The following is a 19,937-nucleotide window of genomic DNA, read 5'->3' as shown; positions in this document are numbered from 1 at the left end:
GCCGGAGGACCCGTGCCGACCATGTCCACTTCCCATTCTCCGCCAGGTTCCGACCGGACACCTCTGTCCGAACGCAGCACCTGGCGATCCGTTCTCCACCATGACCTGCCGGCCTCGCTGGTGGTCTTCCTGATCGCCATTCCACTCTCGCTCGGGATCGCCGCCGCGTCCGGCGCCCCGCTGATCGCCGGCCTGGTGGCCGCGGTGGTCGGCGGTGTGGTCGCCGGCGCGCTGGGCGGCTCCCCGTTGCAGGTCAGCGGCCCGGCTGCCGGCCTCACCGTTGTCGTCGCGGGCCTGGTCGGCCAGTTCGGCTGGGCCGCGACCGCCGGCATCACCTGCGCCGCCGGCCTCCTGCAGATCCTGCTGGGCGTCACCCGGATCGGGCGGCTCGCCCTCTCACTCTCACCCGCCGTGGTGCATGGCATGCTCGCGGGGATCGGCGTCACCATCGCCGTCCAGCAGCTGCACGTGGTGCTCGGCGGCCAGGCGCAGAGCTCGATGATCGCCAATCTGGCGGCCCTGCCCGGCCAGCTCGTGGCTCACCATCCGCACTCGGTGCTGGTCGGCGTGCTGACCGTCGTCATCCTGCTGGCCTGGCCCAGAGTGCCCAGGGCCAAAGCGATTCCGGCGCCGCTGGTGGCTGTCGTCGCGGTGACGGCGCTGGCAGCCGTGTTCATGGCGGACGTCGCCCGGGTCAACCTTCCGGACCAGCCGTTGCAGGAGCTGATCCTGCCCGCGGTGCCCGACGGCACCCCGATGGAGATCATCACCGCGGTGCTGACCGTGGCCCTGGTCGCCAGCGTGGAGTCACTGCTGTCAGCCGTTGCCGTGGACAAGCTTCATAGCGGCAAGCGCAGCAACCTGGATCGTGAGCTGATCGGCCAGGGCGCCGCGAATGCGGTGTCCGGCGCACTCGGTGGCATGCCGGTGACCGGCGTGATCGTGCGCAGCTCCACCAACGTCGCGGCCGGCGCGCGCAGCCGGGCGTCGGCGATCATGCACGGCATCTGGATCGCGGCGTTCGTGCTCGCCGCGGGCTCGATGCTCGAACTCATCCCGATGGCCGCCCTGGCCGGCGTACTGCTCGTCATCGGGCTGCGCCTGGTCCAGCTCGCCCACATCCGCACCTTGCGGCGGCATGACGAGCTACTCGTGTACGTCGTGACCGCTGCCGGCGTCGCCGTACTCGGGCTGGCCGAGGGTGTGCTGCTCGGTCTGGTGCTCGCGCTCGCGCGCGTGCTCTACCGGCTCACCCGAGCGACCGTCACCGCGACCGAGCAGGACGGACTGTGGACCGTGCGGATCCGCGGCTCACTCGTCTTCCTCGGCGTCGCATCACTGGTCCGCACGCTGCGGACGATCCCCGTCGGCACCAAGGTGCGAGTCGAGCTCGAGGTCGATCACCTCGACCACGCGGCGTACGAAGCGATCGAGGACTGGCGGCGCGGTCACCTCGCGCGCGGAGGCTCGGTCGAGCTCAACCGGGTGGCGCTGCGGGCCGCGCTGCACACCGACACGGCCCGGCGGCTGCTGCCCTGGCAGCGCCAGGTCATCCCCGAGCCCGACCAGCGCGTCTCGATGCTGGACGGCGTTCGCGCGTTCGAGGCGTCGGCCGACGAGATCCGGCCGATGCTGGCCAAACTGGCGGCCGACGGACAGCGTCCGGCGCACCTGTTCATCACCTGCGCGGACTCACGGATCCTGCCGAACATGATCACCACGAGTGGTCCCGGCGACCAGTTCTGCGTCCGCAACATCGGCAACCTGGTCCCGCCGAAGGGATCGAACAGCAACTCCGTCGACGCCGCGATCGAGTACGCCGTCGACGTCCTCGGTGTGCGGTCGATCGTGGTCTGCGGTCACTCGCACTGCGGTGCGGCGGCGGCCGCGCTGGAGGCGAACGTCCCAGCCGGCTCCGGCCTGCAGAGCTGGCTCCGCCACCTGGAGCCGTCGGTACGGCGTGCCGTCGGACTACCGGACATCGTCGACCCGGCGACCGGGGTGAAACTGTCTCCGGCCGACAAGCTGTCCGTCGCGAACGTCGGCGTACAGCTGGCGAACCTGCGCAGCTTCGCCTGTGTCCGCAAGGCCGAGGCCGAAGGACGGCTCGAGCTGATCGGACTGTGGTTCGACATCGGAGCGGCGGCGGCCCGGCTGGTCCTCGACCGCGAGCCCTACCTGGTCCGTGCCGACGAGGAACTGGCCACCGCCGGCACCTTGTCCAAACGCTGATCGAACCTGGCGGGTGCGCTCTTCAAGCGCACCCGCCGCGCGTCGAAGATCAGCAGGAGCGGCAGGGCCAACGCGATCGCGACCAGCCCGTCGAGCCAGTAGTGGTTGGCCGTCACCACGACGACGGCGAACGTCAGCACCGGGTGCGCCATCCACAACCAGCGCCACCGCGAGTGGGTCGCCCGGATCAGGAACACCGCGACCATGAACGCCCAGCCGACATGCAGGCTCGGCATCGCCGCGAACTGGTTCGCCACCCCGGAGTCCGTCGTCGGACCGTAGACGGACTGCCCGAGCAGCACGCCGGTGTCCACCCAGCCGGGCATCATCCGCGGCGGCGCCAGTGGGAAGAACGTGTGCCCGACCAGCGCCAAGCCGGTCAGTGACGCAAGCGCCCAACGTGCTTTGCCGTACTCGGCCGGCCGCCGGATCATCAACCACAGCAGAACTGTCGCGGTCAGCGGGAAGTGCACGCTCGCGTAGAAGACGTTCGCGGCCTCGGCCAATCCGGAGATCCGCAGCGCCTGGTGCTGCACGGTCGCCTCACTCGGCAGCCCGAGCCAGGCCTCCCAGCCGATCAACTTGTCGGCATGCCGGTACGCCGGTCCCGCATGGTCGGCGGACAGAAACCGGCCGAGGTTGTAGGCGCCGAACAGGACTGCCAGCAGCGCGACCTCGCGGATGATCCGCCGTCCGCCGCCGGCCCGCGGCCGCAGCACGACCGATTGCTTGACGACCGGTTGGTCCACCCGCTCCAGCGTCAGTTGCGCCACGAGAACCCCTCCTCAGCCCGCGTTCCAAATTATCGCAATCTGCTTATAGTTGCGAAGAATATGAACCACCTCACACTTCGGCCTGCGTAATTGCGTTGCCGGGCGTGGGTGGGTCGGGAAGGGTTCGGGGATGGTTGGCGTGTTCATCCGGTGGACCTGGATGCGGGCGGTGCTGCACAACGGGTGGTGGCTCGTGACGAGCGTCTACCTGGTCGTCGACGCCGGCCTCTCCCCCGCCCAGCTGGTGCTGATCGGGTCGGTGCAGAGCGTCTTCGGGCTGCTGTGCGAGGTGCCGGCCGGCGTGTTCGCCGACACGGTCAGCCGCAAGTGGTCGCTGGTGATCTCGCAGCTGCTGATGGGTACGGCGATGCTCGCCACCGGCCTCGTCACGTCGTTCCCGCTGCTCCTCGCGACGCAGGTCCTGTGGGGCATCTCGTGGACGTTCGCGAGTGGATCGGACGTCGCCTGGATCACCGACGAGCTCGATCAGCCGGACCGCATCAGCGCCGTACTCGCACGGGCTGCCCGGGCTCAGCTGACCGGGGCGGCGACCGGCCTGATCGCGCTCGGGCTGCTCGCGTGGGCGACCCGCCGCGATGTCACGATCGTCGTGGCCGGTGTCGCGATGATGTCGCTCGCGGTCTACATCGCGCTCAGGTTCACCGAGGAGCGATTCGTCCCGATCCGCACCGCGCGGTGGTCGGCGTCGTGGACGACGTTCCGCCGCGGTCTGACCTTGGTACGGCGGAACCGCGAGATCATGCTGATCTTCGGCGCGACCTTCCTGGTCAACGGCGCGTCGGACGCGGCCGGGCGGATGACGCAGAAGCAGTTGCTCGACCTGGGGTGGCCGAGCGAGCCGGATCCGATCATCTGGTTCACCGGCCTCGGTGTCGTCGGGCTGATCGTCGGCGCGCTGACGTTGCGCGTGTTCGGGAGGCGCATCGACGGCGACCACGCCCGCACCGACTATGCGTGGGCGGCTGTCGCGGGGGTGGTCAGCATGCTGATGCTCGCGGTGGCCCGGGATCCGGTGGTCGGCGCGATCGCCGTCGTACTGGTCTCCGGGATCGTCACTCCGCTGACGCGGGTGATCAGCACGATCTGGGTGAACGCGCGGACGACGGCGGACGTGCGGGCGACGACGCACTCGTTCCTGGCGCAGCTCGAGTACCTGGGCGAGATCGTCTGTGGAGTGGGGATCGCCGCGATCGCCCGGCTGAGCAGTCTGCCGGTCGCGCTGGCCGCGTGTGCGGTGTTGTTCCTCGCGACTGCGTTACTGATGCGGCGGCCAGCTGACCGTCGCGTGGTCGGTAGTCGCACGGACGTGTAGCGGTTGGTCGGCCGGGAGCTCGCCGTACGCCGCTTCGTCCACGACGACGACCGGTGTCGAGAGACCGTAGAGCTCGTGGGCGACAAGGGCGCCCAAGGCAATGATCGAGTCGGGGCGGGCGAGAATGATCGCGGCCGGGGCAGCGCCCGCGCGGATCTGCTCGGCGAGCACGCTGGACGCGGAGCTCGAACCGCGGCCGGACTCCATCACCAGGACGCGACCGGCCAGGACCTCGCCGCACTGCGGATGATGAGCGTCGACGATCCGGCCGTGCTCGTCGGTCCCGCCCCAGAACGACAGCGGCGCGGTCAGGCGGATCGGCGTACCGACCGCGGTGCCGGGATGAAGGGTGCGCGCCTCGATCGTCATGCCGTCAGCTCCTCGAGGACGACCCGGCCCGCGCGGGCGGAGGCGACGCATTCCGCCAGCGAGCCGAGGACCACGTCGACGCCGATGTTGCCCGGGGCGTAGTGCGCCCACTTGCCGGAGTTCGTCATCACGTTCTTCCAGGCCGGCGAGAGGATCGCGGTCACGTACGTGCAGGTGTCGACCACGATCGTGACGCCGGCCGCTTCGAGGGTGCTGATGACTCCGGTCTCGGCCGCGCGCTCCCGGGTCGCGCGGCCGGTGGACAGGTAGAACGGCACCCGGATGGGCGGGCCGTTGCGCAGCAGATCGGCCAGTTGCCGGCATTCGTCGTACGACGCGTGCGGGGTGCCGACACTCACCGCATCGATCTGGTCCGCGGCGATTGTCGACAATCGACGCCTGGTTCGTCGCATCGTCTCGAGGTCGACCACGTACGTCGGCAACTCGTCGAGCGGACCCGTAGGCGCTTCCGGGGTGACGCCGACCGCGTGGAACAGGGCGACTCCCCCGGCCGACGCCGCCGCGGCGCCGAACGCCTTCAGGTTGTCCTCGCTGACATCCGCCGGAATCCCCACCAGCACAGGGATCTCGCCACCGACCATCGACCCGACGTGCACCCCGAGCAACGGGTACGCCAGGTCCGTCCGCAGGAAGTCACCGAGCGGACGGCAGTCGAAGACCACGGTCCCGCGCCGCGCCTCGGTCGTCTGCAGTCCGGAATACGGCGCTCGCGCGGTGATCGCGGCGCAGATGTCGAGGAAGTCGCCGTACCGGTCGGTCCGGGCGCCGAGGACCGAGTTGGCGAACACGATCGCGTTCGACTCCGCCCAGGCCACGTGCTCACCGAGACCCGGCCGGTTCGGGAGCTGGTACGGCGCGCAGGTCCACGTCGGCGTGCAACCGAGGTCGACGTACGCGGCCATCAGCTCGCGGCCGCGGAGAGCGGTCTCGCGTTCGGCGTCGGTGCCGGTGCGGACCAGGCCGGGATGCAGCAGATCCATCGAGCCGACGTTCAGGGTGGTCGGGACCCGGACCTTCGCGCCGAGGCGGGCCAGCTGGTAGGCGAAGTCGAGGCTGACCTGGCCGTGGTACAGGCAGGAGTCGACGTGCGCCGAGGTGATCTCGACCAGCCGCGGCGCACCCTCGATCCGGGCCAGGCCGACGATCACCCGCATCGCCAGCGCCACGCCGTCTCCGTGCCGACCGCCGAGCAGGTCCTCTTCCTCGGCGGTCAGCTGGAGATTGTCCACAATCCGAAAATCTACAACCTCATGGTCAGGACGTGACCTCGCAGTTCTGTACAACGTCGGTACCAGCACCGCCGCTGCACACGTCGTTGTTGCCGCCGGGTGGGAACGGCGGGCCGCCGGGCGGCGGCGGGAACGGGTTGTCGCCGTCGACGAAGTCGTCGCCGGCGCCACCACTGATCGTGTCACTGCCGAAGTTGCCGAACAGCGTGTCGTTGTCCGGGCCGCCAGTGATCGCGTCGTCGAGCGGTCCGCCGAACGCGGTGTCGTCGCCGGCGCCACCATTGATCGTGTCGACCCCGCCGAACCCGATGAGCTGGTCCGCACCCTGACCGCCGTTCAGAGTGTCGTCGCCACCAAGACCGGCCAGCAGGTCGTCGCCCTGGCCACCGTTCAGGACGTCGTTGTTCGTCCCGTTCGACGGCGCGAACGGCAGGCTGTCGAGCTCGTCGCCGATGAGCACGTCGTTGCCCCGGCCACCGTCGACCGTGTCGTTCCCGCCTTCTGCGCACACGAGGTCGTCGCCGTCACCGGCGAACACGATGTCGTTGCCGGCACTGGCGACGATCACGTCGTCACCGCTCGTGCCGACGATGGTGCCCGCCCCGACGATCGTGGCCGGCACCTCCTCGCCGGGCGGACCGCACAGCGGCGGTTCCTGGGCGTTCGCCGCGGTCGGCAGCACCGTACCGAGCAGCAGCACCGCCACCCCCAAAGAAAACTTGCGCATGACTCCCCCTCCACTGATGCCAGTCGCCGCGGATCCACCAAGGGATCAACGACCTACTGACATCACAGCACCGGCACCTACACCTTGGCGATAAGCCCGGGGTGACGCCACAGGCACCTGCTGGCGTCACCCGAACCGCACGACGGTGCCCAGTGACGGCACCCCAGCGGTCAGCTACATCCTTCAAACGGTGTGCCGACGGGAGGCGACCAGGGTCCCGGCCTGGTAGCCGTCGGCTCTGAGCAGCTGCCCCGAGGTGACGTCGAGGATGTCGATGCTCAGCGGCGCGCCGGCCAGGTCCTCGGAGCTGATCGGCCGGTCGTCGAGGTACAGATCGACCCGGTTCATCCCTTCCACGTCGAGCGTGACGGTGAGCGTCGTACCGCTGAGGGACGTCGACACGCCGAGCCGGCGGTGTGGCATCGCCGCCAGCAACGAGCCGGCCTTGTTCAGCAGGTCGACGTTGCCGTCGAGCAGGTCGGCCCGCGTCATCTTGTGGGTCTCGTGCGGTCGGATGCCGAGGTCCTCGACCGGCGTGCCGGACAGCTCGCCGACCCGCAGCGTGCGGCGGATCGAGACGCGCAGGTTCGCGCCGTTCGGCAACGCCTCGTACGGCGAGGTCGAGTCCGGCGGCGGTGGTTCGTTCAGCAGCGCGGCGAGCAACCCGTGCGTCCACACGTTCGCGCCACCCGCGCCGGTGTTGTCGTCGACCCCGAGGATGGTGCCGATCTCGTGGTCGGCGAACCCGGCGGCGAAGATGTCGGTCGCCGAGTAGCAGCGGGCGTCGGTGATCAGCACCACCGGGCCGTGGTAGGTCTGGCCGATGTCGTTCGCGCCGTCCTCGGGCGTGATCGGCTTCGCGGCCGAGTACCCGGCCCCCGTCTCGGTCGCCAGCTCGAGCGACTCGAACCACGGACCAAGGTCGATCCCGGCCGGGTTGTCCTTGTGCCGGCGGCAGATCCGCAGGTTCAGCGCTGTGCTGATGAACTGCACCGGCTCCGGCGAGATCCGCCGCGGGGTCAGCGTCTGCAGGGTGAACTCGCTGGCGAAGATGTGGCCGCCGCCGTTGTCGCGGACGTCCACGATCAGCCCACGCTGCGGCAGCAGCCCGGCCAACCGGACGAACTCGTCCCGGAACGCGACCGGGTCCTGCACGCTGAAGGTGAAGATCCGCAGGTGCCCGAAGGTCCCGTCCGGCGTCACGACCTCGCGGGCCCGGAAGACGCCGGGCATCGTGGTCGGCAGATCCGCGGCGCCGACCGCGGCCGGCGTCCGCAGCTCGGCCGAGCTCTGACCGCGTTCCAGCTCGACCACGTCACGCACGTAGAGCGCCTTCTTGGCCCGGGCCTTCTCGTCGGAGTCGAGGTCCAGGCCCATCGAGGCGGAGGTCTCGCTGATCGCGTCCAGATCCGTCATCGGCGGGAGGTTGGCGGTCACCTTCCACTCCTCGCGCAGCTCCTGCGTGGAGCCGTCGAGACCGAGGTAGGTCAGGGTGACCCACGCCTCGTCGGGCGGCAACTGGATGAGCAGGGGCCGCAACGTGAGCGACTCCAGCCCACGCGCCAGGTTGGCCGCGTCGTTGCTCCCGGCGAACTGGGCGCCGTTCAGGGCCACGGCACGGGCGATCGGTGTGCCGTTCCAGTGCGTCACCTCGGCGCCGGGACCGAACTGCGGCGCCGAGTAGCCGGTCACCACCCGGGTGATCAGGTAGTGCTCCTCGCCGCCGGCGTCGTAGCACTTCTCGATCATGAACGGCAGGTACGCGATCTTGCCGGCGAACGGAGCCGGCAGCAGGTAGTTGGTGTGCAGGTCGCGCACCGAGTGGAAGATGCTCGACATCTGCCGGTGGAACACCCACTCGGGCTCCATCGTGTCGGCGTTCTGGCGTTCCATCCGCGACCGCATCACCCGCAGCCGCTGCAACGGGTTCACCGCGTGCATCGCAGCCTTGAGCGGTAGGTGCACGTAGTTCTGCTCGAGGATCAGCAACGACTGGTCGACGAGCAGCTTCCGTTGCCCGAGCGTCAGCGTTCCGGCCGAGGCCAGAAACTGCGGCAGCGGTACGGCGGCCGCCGCGGCCTCGGTGGTCGCTGCCCGGGTCGTGCGGGTCCCGGCGGTACTCGCGATGGTCTTCCTGGCAGCCCGCTTGGTGGCCGTCGTCGCGGTCGTCTGCGCCTTCTTCGCTGTGCTGGTCTTCTTGGCGGTGCTGGTCTTCTTCGCCGTCGTCTTCTGCTGGGTCGTCGACTTCATGTTGCGTGGCTGTGACATCTCTCCCCCAATGCGGCAGCCCCTCCCCGGGCCACGATCCCTCAACCGTCGTCCGCGCATCCGGCGATGTCAACGGGACAACGGTTGACCACCTTGCTGCAAGGATGGGGTGGTGGATGAGGTCTGGGACAGCTTGACGTCGGTGCAGCCGGATCCGTCGCTCCGGGTCGTCATCGGCACCGGGATCGCGGCGCTGCTGCTGATCGCCTGGCGGCCGATCTGGCGGTACACGCGGCAGGTCGTGACGATCGCGCACGAGGGCGCGCACGGCCTGATCGCCGCGCTCGTCGGACGGAAGCTGGCCGGGATCCGGCTGCACTCCGACACGTCCGGGGTCACCGTGTCGCGCGGCCACCCCACTGGCCCGGGCATGATCGCCGTACTGCTGGCCGGTTATCCCGGTCCGGCGTTGTTCGGGCTGGCTGCGGCCTTTGTGCTCAGCCGTGGGTACGCCGTGGCGCTGCTGTGGGGACTGTTGCTCGCCTTGCTCGTCCTGCTGCTGCAGATCCGCAATCTCTTCGGACTGTGGTCGGTGCTGGTCTTCGGTGCGGTCGTGTTCGCGGTGTCGTGGTGGGGATCGCCGGACGTGCAGTCCGCGTTCGCCCATCTGCTGACCTGGTTCCTGCTGCTGGCTGCGCCACGTGCCGTACTGGAGTTGCAGCACTCGCGCCGCGGCGGTGGCGGGCGTAGTTCCGACGCCGATCAGTTGCGGCGCCTGACCGGCGTACCCGCGCTGATGTGGGTCGGCTTCTTCGGCCTGGTGACGCTCGCGTGCTTGGCACTCGGCGTCGTGTGGTCAGGTGTGTTGCCGGACTAGGCCGGTGGTGGCAGCGTCACGCCGAAGCCGGTGATGGCGAGCCGCAGGAGCACTTGGCCCGGGCGCAGCAGGTCCGCGATCTTCGCGGCACTGAGGAGCTCCAACTCAGCCAGCCGAGTTGCGTACGCCGTTTGGCCGTCGAGGCGGGCGCGTTGCAACTCGGCGGTGTTGTGCCAGACCTTCTGCCGCGACTCGCGCAGGAACCGCTGCGACGCGAGCCGGTTGAGCGGGGTCAGCACCTGGTCGAGCAGACTCCTTGCGCCACCGAGCTGGCGGTCCTCCGCAGCGACACGTTCCGCCAGCACACCGTCGATCCGTTCGTGGTCGCGGCGGCGCCTGGCCATCAGCTGTGGATCGGTGAAGTCCTCGTCACTGATCACGGCCAGCAACGCCTGCGGCAGGTCGTAGTTGACGTGCGCGTTGATGCCGAGCAGGACGTGTACCAGTGGCGGCATGTCCGCAGGTGTCCCGAAGGCGAGCCGCCAGGGTCGCGCGGCGGTCTGCGCCGCGTCGTGCGCGTCCAGGTACAGCTCGGCGAACTTCACGTCCCACAGCTCGACCCACTCCGGGTCCTCGAAGCGCGCTTGGTCGATCGCCGTACCGACGGCCTGGGTGGTGCGCAGGTAGGTGCTGAGGAAGATCCGCCGGTGCTCCAGCTCCGCCGGCAGCTCGTCCAGCCGCTGCTGCATCCGGGCGACAACACCTGCAATGTCCTCGCTCATCGAATCTCCCTCAGCATGCGCGATGCCTCCTACCAGCTCGTCAGGCGCGACCACCGGTGATCGGGCGGGAGCGCTGGTCGGTGCCTGGACCGCCGTACGGGTAGTCGGCGGCGCCTGGGTCGCTTGCCTCGTTCAACTTGGCGGTCTCGTCCGCGGTGAGGTGCAGGTCGGCAGCAGCGAGGTTGTCGTTGAGCTGCTCCATCGTGCGGGCGCCGAGGATGACCGAGGTGATGGCCGGGCGGTCGACCAGCCACGCGAGCGCCACCTGCGCCATCGAGATGCCTCGCGCCTCAGCAATCTCCCGGACCGCCTCCACCACGTCGCGGACGCGCTGGTTGCGGCTCCGGCGGTGCCACGACTCGACGCCGCGGTCCGGGTTCTCACCCAGCCGGGTGGCACCTGTCGGCTCCTCGTCGAACGAGTACTTCCCGGTCAGCCAGCCACCACCCAGCGGCGACCACGGCAGCAGCCCCAGCCCGTTGTCCTGCGCGGCCGGGACGATCTCCCACTCGATCTCACGCACGAGCAGGTTGTACTGCGGCTGCAGCGTGACCAGCCGCGACCACCCGCGCCGGTCGATCAGGTCGCACGCCTTCTGCAGCTGCCACCCGGTGAAGTTCGACAGGCCGCCGTACGAGATCTTCCCCGCGCGGACGGCGTCCTCCAGGAAGCCGAGCGTCTCCTCGAGCGGGGTGACCGGGTCCCACGCGTGCAACTGGTAGAGGTCGATGTGCTCCACGCCGAGGCGGCTGAGCGAGGCGTCCAGGGCGCGGCGGAGGTGCCGACGGGAGGTGCCGACGTCGTTCGGTGAGTCGCCGGTCGGGAACCGGCCCTTGGTGGCGAGTACGAGGTCGTCGCGCGCCGAGCTCTTCGCCAGCCAGCGGCCGACGATCTCCTCCGAGACCCCGGCGGAGTACACGTCGGCGGTGTCGACGAAGTTGCCGCCGGCCTCGACGTACCGATCCAGCTGCGCGTGCGAGCCGGCCTCGTCGGTCTCGTTGCCGAACGTCATCGTGCCGAGCGCGTAGGTGGAGACGACGGCGCCGCTGGCGCCCAGAGTGCGGTATTCCACGATTGCTCCTTCTCAGACTGTCCGAACGGCCGACTACGGTGGCTGTTCATGGATACAAGTGAGCTGCTGATCGACGCCCACAGCCGGATCCGCGAAGTGGTGCACGACGTCGTAGCCGACCTCGACGACACTACCCTCGCCGCGCGGCCGGGTGACACGGCCAACTCGATCGCCTGGCTGGTGTGGCACCTGACCCGGGTCCAGGACGACCATCTCGCCGACGCCGGCGGGTACGAACAGGTGTACACCGCGGACGGCTGGCACGAGCGGCTCGGACTCCCGCTCGACGCCGCCGACACCGGGTATGCGCACACTACGAAGGAGGTCGCGCTCGTCCAGCTGTCGGCTGACCAACTACTCGGGTACTACGACGCCGTGCACGAGCGCACGGTGGAGTTCCTGAAGACGGTCACCGACGACGGCCTGGACCGGATCGTCGACCGCCGGTGGAATCCGCCGGTCTCGCTCGGCGTCCGGCTGGTCAGCGTGATCAACGACTGCGACCAGCACGCAGGTCAGGCGGCGTACGTGAAGGGCCTGCTCAGTTGAGCTTGGTTTCCCACAGCGTCCCGCCGGCGATCAGGTAGAGCTTGTTCGAGGCGGTGTAGGCGGCATCGACCACGGGACCCTGCGGACCGTCGTTCGACTCCCGCACGGTCCAGCTGCCGTCCCACCCGCTGACCACCTTGACCTTGTTGTCTTGAGCAACGATCTGGACGACCTTGTCGCCGACGACGAGCGGGGGCGGCAGCTTGTCCTTGTCCCCGACCGAAATCGCCGGCACGTCCTTCAGACGCTTGGCGGGGCCGCTCCGCGACAGCTGCCAGATGGCCAGCTGGCCGTCGACGTACCCGGAGATGTAGCAGCCGGACGAATCACAGGTTGCTGTCATCGCTTGGCTGCGGTTGCCCGGCTCAGGCAGCCCGATCGCGCGCCACCCCTGGTTGAGATTGGTCGACTGCCAGACCGCGGCCTCCTGGGCGACCACGTTCGGCGCGAGGCGCACCTGCGAGCCGACGAGCACGATGCTGTTGCCCAGCGTCGTACCGTAGCTCGGTCCGACCAGGAGGGACGGCGTACTCTGCAGGGCTGTCTTCGCCGGGTTCTGCCGGACCCACTTCGCGTCGCTCTCCGGAAGCCACACCGCGCCGTCGTTCCCGGTCTCCACACCGCCCCAGGACCCGAGGAGCGCGCGGCCGGTCGGCGTGATGACGGCCGAGTACAGTCCGCCCGCGGTCTGCCCGCCGAACGTGTTGAACTCCTGCGGACGCTCCACCAGACCACCGTCGACCGTGCCTGTCCACACCGTCCAGCGCGTGTTCGAGTGCGCGCCGCCGGCCGCGCCGCCGAGCGCGAGCAGCTGCTTGCCGTCGTACGCGATCGAGTACCAGATCGCCTCGAACGCGTACGGGCTCTTCGGTGACGGCGTGACCTTGACCTGCTTGCGCTGGTCGCCGTCCAGGACCACGAGTTGCGGAACCACCTTGGCACCACGATCACGCAGGCCGACCAGCAGCTGGTCGCCGAACTGGGTGAGCGTGACGGGCTCCGCGCCGACGTCGACCTTGGTCCAGGTCACCGGCGGAGTCGATGACTTGGCGTCGTTGCACGCGACGAGACAGGCCAGCAGCAGGGCCGCGGCGACCAGGCGGCGCATCAGCGGTTCTGCGGGAGCTTGGTGGTCTTCTTCCGGCCCGTCCGCGGCGCGGACGGTGGTGGCACGACCGGACCGATGTCGCCGTCGGGCGCGACGTCCAGGTCGAGGATGACTGGCGCGTGGTCACTCGGACCGGTGCCCTTGCGGGCCTGGCGATCGATCCACGCCGCCTTGACCCGATCCGCCACCGGCGCGGTCGCGAGCATCAGGTCGATCCGCATGCCGAGGTCCTGGTGGAACATGCCGGCCCGGTAGTCCCAGTAGCTGAAGATCCGGTGGTCGGGCCAGCGGTCGCGGACGACGTCGTGCAGGTCCTTGGCGGCCATCAGGTCCGCGAGCGCCTGCCGCTCCGGCGCAGTCACATGCGTCTGACCGACGTACGCCGCCGGGTCGAAGACGTCGGCGTCGGTCGGGGCGATGTTCATGTCGCCGCAGACGATCTGGTCGGCCGGACCGGCCGCGACGACCTCACGCAGGGCGGCGAGCCAGGCGAGCTTGTAGTGGTAGTGGTCGGAGTCGGGGACGCGCCCGTTCGGCACGTAGAGCGAGTGGATGCGGATGCCACCACAGGTCGCCGCGACCGCGCGGGCCTCGGGCTTCGGGAAGCCGGGCGCCTCGGCGACTCCGGTGACCACGTCCTCCAGGCCGACCTTGGAGAGCAGCGCGACACCGTTCCACTGCACTTCGCCGTACAGGGCCGTCTCGTAGCCGCGCGCGGTCAGCTCGTCGTCCAGCAGCTCGGTGAACGCGTCGTCCGCGAGCTTCGTCTCCTGCAGGCACACCACGTCCGGCTGCCGCTCGTCCAACCACCCCAGCAACCGCGGCAGCCGCTGCTTCACCGAGTTCACATTCCAGGTCGCTACTCGCACCCGACCCACGGTAGTCCCCGGCACGGACCATTTCAGGCTTCAGCCGAGTTTCGGTGCCCGCCAGACCAGGGTGTTGCGGAGGTCGCTGGCCGGGCGTTCGACGCTGTTGTTGTGTCTCGGCTTGTCCTTGCGTCCCCAGGCGTCGTCCCCCAGCCACGGCGGCACGCCGAACGGCAGGTCGCGCGGCGGGATCCGCGCGTAGTCGGTCTCGAGGAACTTCGGGCCGTAGTTCGGCACCGCCGGGTCGCCGTCGGTATCCGGCGTGACGATCGCCCGGAGATCGGTCACCGCCTCGCGCCAGTTGTCCAGCAGCACCTGCGGGCTCCGGCTCGACGGGTGCGGCACCTCGAACACCGGCACGTCGGGCTTGCTCTCCCACAGCCTGAGCGCCGCACGCGCCTGGGCGCCGAACGCGACGATGGCCTGCAGGTCCGGACCGGTGATCATGTCGAGCAGCGCGTTGCGCCAGGCGAGGTGATCGGGCTTGGACAGCAGCGGCGCGGCCTGCTGCGCCCGCGACGGCAACAGCGCGTACGCGTACGCGTTGACGAGGGCGTAGCTGCGCGTCAGGCCGAGCTTGGTCAGGAACCCCTGCACGCGCTGCCCGGCGTCTCCCACCAGCGTCCGGCCCGCGATCCGCTCGGTCGGACCGGGATCGGACGCGATCGCCAGCAACCGCGCGCTGCGATTCAGCCGGCCCCGGTAGAACACCGGACCCCAGTCGTGCCAGAACAATTGCCGGAAATCCGCGTAACTGGGCACATTCGCGAAGTGCCGTGCCACCGCGGCCGGCGGGCCGGGATCGAAATCGGCCATCGTCAATACCTCCCCCTCAACGATTCCTGACCTACGCTCGTGAACAGGGCGGCACGGGGATTGTAGGACGGGAGGGGACATGTTTGTACTGCGTGGAACCGTTGTGACGATGCGGTCCGGCGGCGAGGTGCTCGAGCAGGGCGCGGTGTACGTCGGCGACGACGGACTGATCGCGGCTGTCACCCCGCTCGACGCCGTACCCGGCGGTTTCGAGAATGCGCCGCGACTTGTCGCGGGCGGCCTCATCTATCCCGGCCTGATCGATCTGCACAACCATTTGATGTACAACAGCCTGCCGTTGTGGACCGAGCCTTCGCGCACGGTTCCGTGGACCTCCCACAACCAGTGGGGACGTGCGCCGACATACAGCGAGCAGATCAGCCAGCCCGCCCGGCTGCTCGGCGCCGCGGCCGGGCGCGCCCTGCTCCGGTACGTCGAGACGCGCGCGATCGTCGGCGGCACGACGTCGATCCAGGGCAACCCGCGGGGCGCCGTACCGCCGGACAACGACCTGATCCGCAACATCGACTCCGAGAAACTCGGCACCCGCGACGACTTCATCCGGGTCAGCACTCTTGTTGCCGACAGCAAAGAAGCGCTGGCGCCGTACGCCGCCGCCGTCCAGCAGGGGCGCGGATTCATCGCGCATTCGGCCGAGGGGTCGGATCCGAAACTGCGCAAGGAGTTCCAGCTGCTGGACGAGGTCGGCGTGGTCACGCCGCAGCTGGTCGCCATTCACGGCGGCGCGCTGACCGCGGCCGATTTCGCCCGGATGAAGGCCGGGAAATCGAGCCTGGTCTGGTCCCCGTTCTCGAACTACTGGCTGTACGGCGCGACCGCGGACGTGGCCGCGGCGAAAGCGGCCGGCGTCCGGCTGTGCATCGGTTCGGACTGGGCGCCGTCGGGGACCCGGAACGTGCTGTGGGAGTTGAAAGTCGCCGATATCTGGAACAAAGCGCAGCCGTCACCGGTGTTCACGGACGAGGAATTGGTGCGGCTGGCGACGTCCAATCCCGGCGAGGCGTTGTCGGGCGTCTGGCCGCATCCACTCGGCCGGATCGAACGCGGCGCGCTGGCCGACCTGATCGTCGTACGGCGCGATCATGCCGACGTCCACCGGAATCTGATCGCGGCGACGGAGGCCGACATACGGCTGGTGATCGTGGGTGGGCGGGCACGGTATGGCCTGCGGTCTCTGATGAAAATAGTGGCTCCTGCGGCGACGGCGATCTCGGTGGGGCGGCTGTCCCGGTCGATCGACTACGGCGACCCGACGGTCACCTGGAAGTCGGTGCTGTCCGAGCTGGAGGAGATCCGGAAGAACCCGTCGGCCGCCTCGGCCCGGGCGGCGGCCACCTTCGCCGCGCTGGCCGCTGCCGACGAGACCGGCTTCGCCGCCGCGGTCGCCGGCGACGGCCCGATGGACACCGACGGCAGCTTTGTCCTGCTGCCCGACATGCCGGCGCCTGAGCTGGACAGCGAACTCCGCCGTCGTGGCCCGTCTGCCGCGACCCCGCCGCCGGTCACCATCCCGCCGTACGAACCGCTCACCACCGGGCCGGCCTGGTTCGACGCGGTCGACGCCAACCCGTTCCACAACGGCCTGCTCTCCGGCCTCCGGGGATATATCACTTGATCTGTATATACGCTTCTTGTAATATTTCTGGTCATGGACGTGTTCGAGGCGATCGCGGAACCCAGCCGGCGTGAGCTCCTGGACCTGCTCGCCGAGCGGGAACGCCCCGCCGGCGAGTTGGTCGAGCACCTGCACCGGCTGACCCAGCCCGCCGTCTCGCGCCATCTCCGCATCCTGCGCGAGGTCGGCCTGGTCGAGGTCCGCCCGGACGGCCAGCGCCGGATCTACGCGCTCCGCGCCGATCGGCTGCTCGAGATCGAGAACTGGATCAGCCGGTACCGCAAGTACTGGCCGCGGCACCTCGACGCGCTGGAGCACCACCTGACCCAGAAGGAGACTGACGAATGACCGACCCGCAGGGCGAGCTCACCATCGACGGTGACCGGGCCACGATGACGTTCCGCCGGCACTTGCCGCACCCGATCGAGGCCGTGTGGGCCGCGCTCACCGATCCGCTGGAACGCAAGGCCTGGTTCGGCGAGACCTCGATCGATCCCCGCGCCGGCGGTTCGATCGAGATGGTGCCGGACGAGCCGCCGGCCGCCCCCGACGCGAAGCGCCTGACCGGCCGCATCCTGGTCTGGGACCCGCCGTACGTGCTGGAGCACGAGTGGAACCAGCGGATCGTCGAGGAGAGCGTCGTCCGGTACGAACTCAGGCGGGACGGCGAAGGCACACTTCTGACCTTCACCCACACCGACCTGTCCCCCACCAACGCCCGCGGCTTCCTTCCCGGCACCCACGCCTTCCTCGACCGCCTGACAGCTCACCTCTCCGGCGAGCCTCTCCCCAACTGGTCCACCCGCTACGAAGAGGTCGCATCCGCCTACCCAAGCTGGCGGTAGGAATCTAGGACTTACCCTCCTTCCCGCCGCCCGCCGCCCGGCGCCCGGCGTTGGGGCGGGCCTTGCTCTTCCCCGCCGCCGGCGCTGATCTGCCCCACCCCACCCACCTGGACGCCCACTCGGCCATCCGGCGGCCCCCGCCTTACACCTCCCCCACTCGCGCGCAGCCGCGCATCATACGGCTCTTGCAGATGGTGAGTCCTGTTATCCACAGGGCAGGTGTGATGACCTCCGGTAGTTATCCACCGACGGAAAGTCAGCACCCCGAAGCGGGGCAGATCACGGCACTCTCTCTGACGAAGAGAGGGGAACGGATGGCCGAGCTCGACTGCGAACCCGCCGACATCACCGCGCTCATCGCCTACCTGCGCGACATCGGGCACCACGAACTACTCACCCTGGAGGAGGTCAACGAGCACTCGTACTGGATCGAGGCCGGCCTGCTGGCCGCCGAACGCCTGGCCGCGGGACAGCCGCCGGGCGGGCCGGCCGGTCACGACGCGGACCTGCGGCAGGTGGTCGCGCTCGGCCGCCGGTCGTGGCGGCGGATGATCGAGGGCAACCTGCGCCTGGTCGTGTCCCTCGCCAAGCGCTATACGGGCAAGGGCATCTCGCTCCTCGACCTGATCCAGGAAGGCAACATCGGCCTGATGCGCGCCGTCGAGCGGTTCGACCACCGCCGCGGTCACCGCTTCTCGACGTACGCGATCTGGTGGATCAAGCAGTCGATCGGCCGCGCGATCTCCGACCGGTCACGCTTGGTCCGCATGCCGGCCCAGGCGTACGCCGACGCCTGCCGGCTGGCCGCGATCCGGCACGACCTCACCCAACGCCTGGGCCGCGAACCGACCACCCAGGAGCTGGCCACCTCGGCCGACCTCAGCATCGCCCGGGTCGAACGCGCCCAAGCCTGGCGAGTCCACCCCGAAACCCTCGACCTGGACGACTCCGAAGCCCTGATCGACGACGAGTCCGTAGTCCTCCAAGCCGCCCTCCGCCGAGATCTGGCCCACCACCTCCAGTTCCTCGACGACCTCCACCAGACCGTCCTCCACCACCGCTACGGCCTCAACGGCCGAGCTCCCTCCACCCCCGAAGAAGCCGCCATCGCCCTGAACCTCACCGCCGACGAGATCCGCGCCCTGGAACGCGAGGCCCTCCGCCACCTCCGCCGCCGAGCCACTCCCCACCTCCGCGACTACGCCGCCTGACCATCCTCACCTCAGCGACCCACACCGATCCCCCTTGGACCAACTGGAATGATGGGAGCGTGAGACTCCGGCGCACCACCTGGCCCAGCGAACTGACCGAGTCAGTGACCGCCACGTCCAAGCAAGCGGCCGGCGGCAAGGAGGACATCCTCGCCGCGGTCCAGCTGGCCGACGGCCACTGGGTCGCCGGCACTCGCGCCGCCGTCTACCTCCCCGCCGACGCCCCGGACCAGCTCCGCCGCGTCGGCTGGGAGGCGATCGAGCGCGCCGGCTGGGACTCCGAGGCGTCCGTGATGCACATCTACGAGACCACCGCGTTCGGCACCCCGCTGCGGGCGACCGAGCTCAAGCTCGACGACCCCGGCCGCTTCGGCCAACTGCTCCGCGAACGCGTCGACGCGAGCATCGTCGTCCAGCGCCACGTCCCGCTGACCGGCAAGCGCGGCGTCCGCATCGTCGGCCGCCGCAGCCCCGCCGACACCGACGCGCCGGTCACCTGGAACTTCGTTCTGGACAAGGGATTGGAGCCCAGCCAGCCCGGCGTCGTCGACGCCGCCGAGGCCGCCCTGAAGTCGGTCCGCGACGAGTTCGGCATCTGACCGGCAGCCGCCCGCGAAGCTGCCCCGGAAGCCAACTTCCCGGCCCCGGAATCCCGTTTTTGTAGTTCGACCCGGGCCTGCTAACCTACTCAGGTCCTCGGGGATCGGGGGCAAGATACACACCGATCCCGCGTAGCTCAATTGGCAGAGCAGCCGGCTGTTAACCGGCAGGTTACTGGTTCGAGTCCAGTCGCGGGAGCAACCCAAGCCGGTATCCACTCAGGAGCCGGCTTCTTTCATGCCTTCTGACGGCGTACGCCGTACCGCGTGAAGCAGCCCGAGAGGCCGGACGGCGGCCACACTCACCCGCCGCCCGGACCGACTCGGTAGCGCCTGATCAGCCCTTGTTTTCCTTCCGCCGATCGATCGCCCGCTGGATGCGGTGCTGCGGCTGCCCGGTCAGCTTGGCGATCAGCGGCACCCGGTACTTGTACGCCGCCACCGCGCCCACCACGAGCACGAAGAATATGAACCAGCCCATCGGTCTTCCCTTCCTCGGGAGTTGCCTCCATCATGCCCGGTCCGCCCCAACCGCCCCTCAGTCAAACCCCTGACCCACCCCTGGTTTCGCGCCCCACCCACCCAGACCCGATACGATCTCCCGCACACGGGGCGGTAGCTCAGCCGGTTAGAGCAGAGGACTCATAATCCTTGGGTCGTGGGTTCGAGTCCCACCCGCCCTACAATGTGATGTCTCCAGACATACCGGACAGGTGAACCCACGATTCGTGGGTTCACCTG

Annotated in this window: 20 protein-coding genes and 2 tRNA genes; 11 read left to right on the top strand and 11 right to left on the bottom strand. The window is 69.3% G+C overall.

Going from position 1 to position 19,937, the window contains the following annotated elements:
• Positions 1-21: 21 nt before the first annotated feature.
• Complete coding sequence (locus ACWCOV_RS36590) at positions 22-2,232, top strand: bifunctional SulP family inorganic anion transporter/carbonic anhydrase (protein ID WP_449833952.1); 2,211 nt, start codon at positions 22-24, stop codon at positions 2,230-2,232.
• Here ACWCOV_RS36590 and ACWCOV_RS36585 read toward each other — a convergent pair.
• A complete protein-coding gene (locus ACWCOV_RS36585; RefSeq protein ID WP_449833951.1) occupies positions 2,175-3,005 on the bottom strand; it encodes a phosphatase PAP2 family protein in 831 nt (276 codons plus the stop codon). The genes ACWCOV_RS36590 and ACWCOV_RS36585 overlap by 58 nt on opposite strands.
• A gap of 130 nt (positions 3,006-3,135) precedes the next feature.
• Here ACWCOV_RS36585 and ACWCOV_RS36580 point away from each other — a divergent pair, with 130 nt between their 5' ends.
• Positions 3,136-4,338, top strand: coding sequence for an MFS transporter (locus ACWCOV_RS36580; RefSeq protein ID WP_449833950.1), 1,203 nt, complete (start codon positions 3,136-3,138; stop codon positions 4,336-4,338).
• On the opposite strand, the gene ACWCOV_RS36575 is transcribed toward ACWCOV_RS36580, so the two are convergent.
• The 4 genes from ACWCOV_RS36575 to ACWCOV_RS36560 form a co-directional block, all read right to left on the bottom strand.
• On the bottom strand, positions 4,282-4,707 hold the full coding sequence (locus tag ACWCOV_RS36575; protein WP_449833949.1) for an aconitase X swivel domain-containing protein: 426 nt from the start codon (positions 4,705-4,707) through the stop codon (positions 4,282-4,284). The genes ACWCOV_RS36580 and ACWCOV_RS36575 overlap by 57 nt on opposite strands.
• Positions 4,704-5,957 carry an aconitase X gene (locus tag ACWCOV_RS36570; protein ID WP_449833948.1) on the bottom strand — a complete coding sequence of 418 codons (1,254 nt, stop codon included), beginning with the start codon at positions 5,955-5,957 and terminating at the stop codon, positions 4,704-4,706. The genes ACWCOV_RS36575 and ACWCOV_RS36570 overlap by 4 nt, the downstream gene beginning before the upstream one ends.
• Before the next feature lie 25 nt (positions 5,958-5,982).
• Entirely contained in the window at positions 5,983-6,684 is a 702-nt protein-coding gene (locus tag ACWCOV_RS36565; protein WP_449833947.1) for a calcium-binding protein, read from the bottom strand.
• 183 nt (positions 6,685-6,867) lie between these two features.
• Positions 6,868-8,934, bottom strand: a complete 2,067-nt coding sequence (locus ACWCOV_RS36560) for a S41 family peptidase (protein WP_449833946.1) — start codon at positions 8,932-8,934, stop codon at positions 6,868-6,870.
• 130 nt (positions 8,935-9,064) lie between these two features.
• Between ACWCOV_RS36560 and ACWCOV_RS36555 the strand changes: the two genes are divergently transcribed.
• Complete coding sequence (locus ACWCOV_RS36555; RefSeq protein ID WP_449833945.1) at positions 9,065-9,769, top strand: M50 family metallopeptidase; 705 nt, start codon at positions 9,065-9,067, stop codon at positions 9,767-9,769.
• On the opposite strand, the gene ACWCOV_RS36550 is transcribed toward ACWCOV_RS36555, so the two are convergent.
• Together ACWCOV_RS36550 and ACWCOV_RS36545 are read right to left on the bottom strand one after the other, a co-directional pair.
• Positions 9,766-10,491, bottom strand: a complete 726-nt coding sequence (locus tag ACWCOV_RS36550; RefSeq protein WP_449833944.1) for a DUF5995 family protein — start codon at positions 10,489-10,491, stop codon at positions 9,766-9,768. The genes ACWCOV_RS36555 and ACWCOV_RS36550 overlap by 4 nt on opposite strands.
• Before the next feature lie 40 nt (positions 10,492-10,531).
• Positions 10,532-11,563: an aldo/keto reductase gene (locus tag ACWCOV_RS36545; protein ID WP_449833943.1), complete on the bottom strand. Its 1,032-nt coding sequence runs from the start codon at positions 11,561-11,563 to the stop codon at positions 10,532-10,534.
• 48 nt (positions 11,564-11,611) lie between these two features.
• Here ACWCOV_RS36545 and ACWCOV_RS36540 point away from each other — a divergent pair, with 48 nt between their 5' ends.
• Positions 11,612-12,112: a mycothiol transferase gene (locus ACWCOV_RS36540; RefSeq protein ID WP_449833942.1), complete on the top strand. Its 501-nt coding sequence runs from the start codon at positions 11,612-11,614 to the stop codon at positions 12,110-12,112.
• Here ACWCOV_RS36540 and ACWCOV_RS36535 read toward each other — a convergent pair.
• Genes ACWCOV_RS36535 through ACWCOV_RS36525 form a run of 3 tightly spaced genes read right to left on the bottom strand, consistent with a single transcriptional unit; the run spans position 12,105 to position 14,905 of the window.
• The gene (locus ACWCOV_RS36535; protein WP_449833941.1) at positions 12,105-13,220 is read right to left on the bottom strand and encodes a hypothetical protein; all 1,116 of its coding nucleotides are present in this window, start codon (positions 13,218-13,220) and stop codon (positions 12,105-12,107) included. The genes ACWCOV_RS36540 and ACWCOV_RS36535 overlap by 8 nt on opposite strands.
• Positions 13,220-14,089, bottom strand: coding sequence for an exodeoxyribonuclease III (locus ACWCOV_RS36530; protein ID WP_449833940.1), 870 nt, complete (start codon positions 14,087-14,089; stop codon positions 13,220-13,222). Before ACWCOV_RS36530 ends, ACWCOV_RS36535 begins: the two co-directional genes overlap by 1 nt.
• Positions 14,090-14,128: 39 nt before the next feature.
• Positions 14,129-14,905: a uracil-DNA glycosylase family protein gene (locus ACWCOV_RS36525; RefSeq protein WP_449833939.1), complete on the bottom strand. Its 777-nt coding sequence runs from the start codon at positions 14,903-14,905 to the stop codon at positions 14,129-14,131.
• A 79-nt stretch (positions 14,906-14,984) separates the two neighbouring features.
• Between ACWCOV_RS36525 and ACWCOV_RS36520 the strand changes: the two genes are divergently transcribed.
• From ACWCOV_RS36520 to ACWCOV_RS36495, 6 genes are all read left to right on the top strand, one after another.
• A complete protein-coding gene (locus ACWCOV_RS36520) occupies positions 14,985-16,541 on the top strand; it encodes an amidohydrolase family protein (RefSeq protein WP_449833938.1) in 1,557 nt (518 codons plus the stop codon).
• Between the two features lie 33 nt (positions 16,542-16,574).
• Positions 16,575-16,889 (top strand): ArsR/SmtB family transcription factor, encoded by a 315-nt coding sequence (locus tag ACWCOV_RS36515; RefSeq protein ID WP_449833937.1) that lies wholly within the window; start codon positions 16,575-16,577, stop codon positions 16,887-16,889.
• Positions 16,886-17,386 carry an SRPBCC family protein gene (locus tag ACWCOV_RS36510; protein WP_449833936.1) on the top strand — a complete coding sequence of 167 codons (501 nt, stop codon included), beginning with the start codon at positions 16,886-16,888 and terminating at the stop codon, positions 17,384-17,386. Before ACWCOV_RS36515 ends, ACWCOV_RS36510 begins: the two co-directional genes overlap by 4 nt.
• Positions 17,387-17,700: 314 nt before the next feature.
• On the top strand, positions 17,701-18,597 hold the full coding sequence (locus ACWCOV_RS36505) for a sigma-70 family RNA polymerase sigma factor (protein ID WP_449833935.1): 897 nt from the start codon (positions 17,701-17,703) through the stop codon (positions 18,595-18,597).
• A gap of 59 nt (positions 18,598-18,656) precedes the next feature.
• On the top strand, positions 18,657-19,196 hold the full coding sequence (locus ACWCOV_RS36500; protein WP_449833934.1) for a hypothetical protein: 540 nt from the start codon (positions 18,657-18,659) through the stop codon (positions 19,194-19,196).
• Positions 19,197-19,322: 126 nt separating this feature from the next.
• Positions 19,323-19,395, top strand: a tRNA-Asn gene (locus ACWCOV_RS36495).
• A gap of 138 nt (positions 19,396-19,533) precedes the next feature.
• Here ACWCOV_RS36495 and ACWCOV_RS36490 read toward each other — a convergent pair.
• Positions 19,534-19,677: a hypothetical protein gene (locus ACWCOV_RS36490; RefSeq protein ID WP_449833933.1), complete on the bottom strand. Its 144-nt coding sequence runs from the start codon at positions 19,675-19,677 to the stop codon at positions 19,534-19,536.
• 128 nt (positions 19,678-19,805) lie between these two features.
• On the opposite strand from ACWCOV_RS36490, the gene ACWCOV_RS36485 reads away from it, so the two are divergent.
• Positions 19,806-19,879 (top strand) — tRNA-Ile (locus tag ACWCOV_RS36485).
• Positions 19,880-19,937: the final 58 nt, after the last annotated feature.

Source organism: Kribbella sp. NPDC002412 (genome assembly GCF_053592935.1).
The sequence above is the reverse complement of the archived record's forward strand: the minus strand, read 5'-3'. Positions and strand labels throughout refer to the sequence as shown.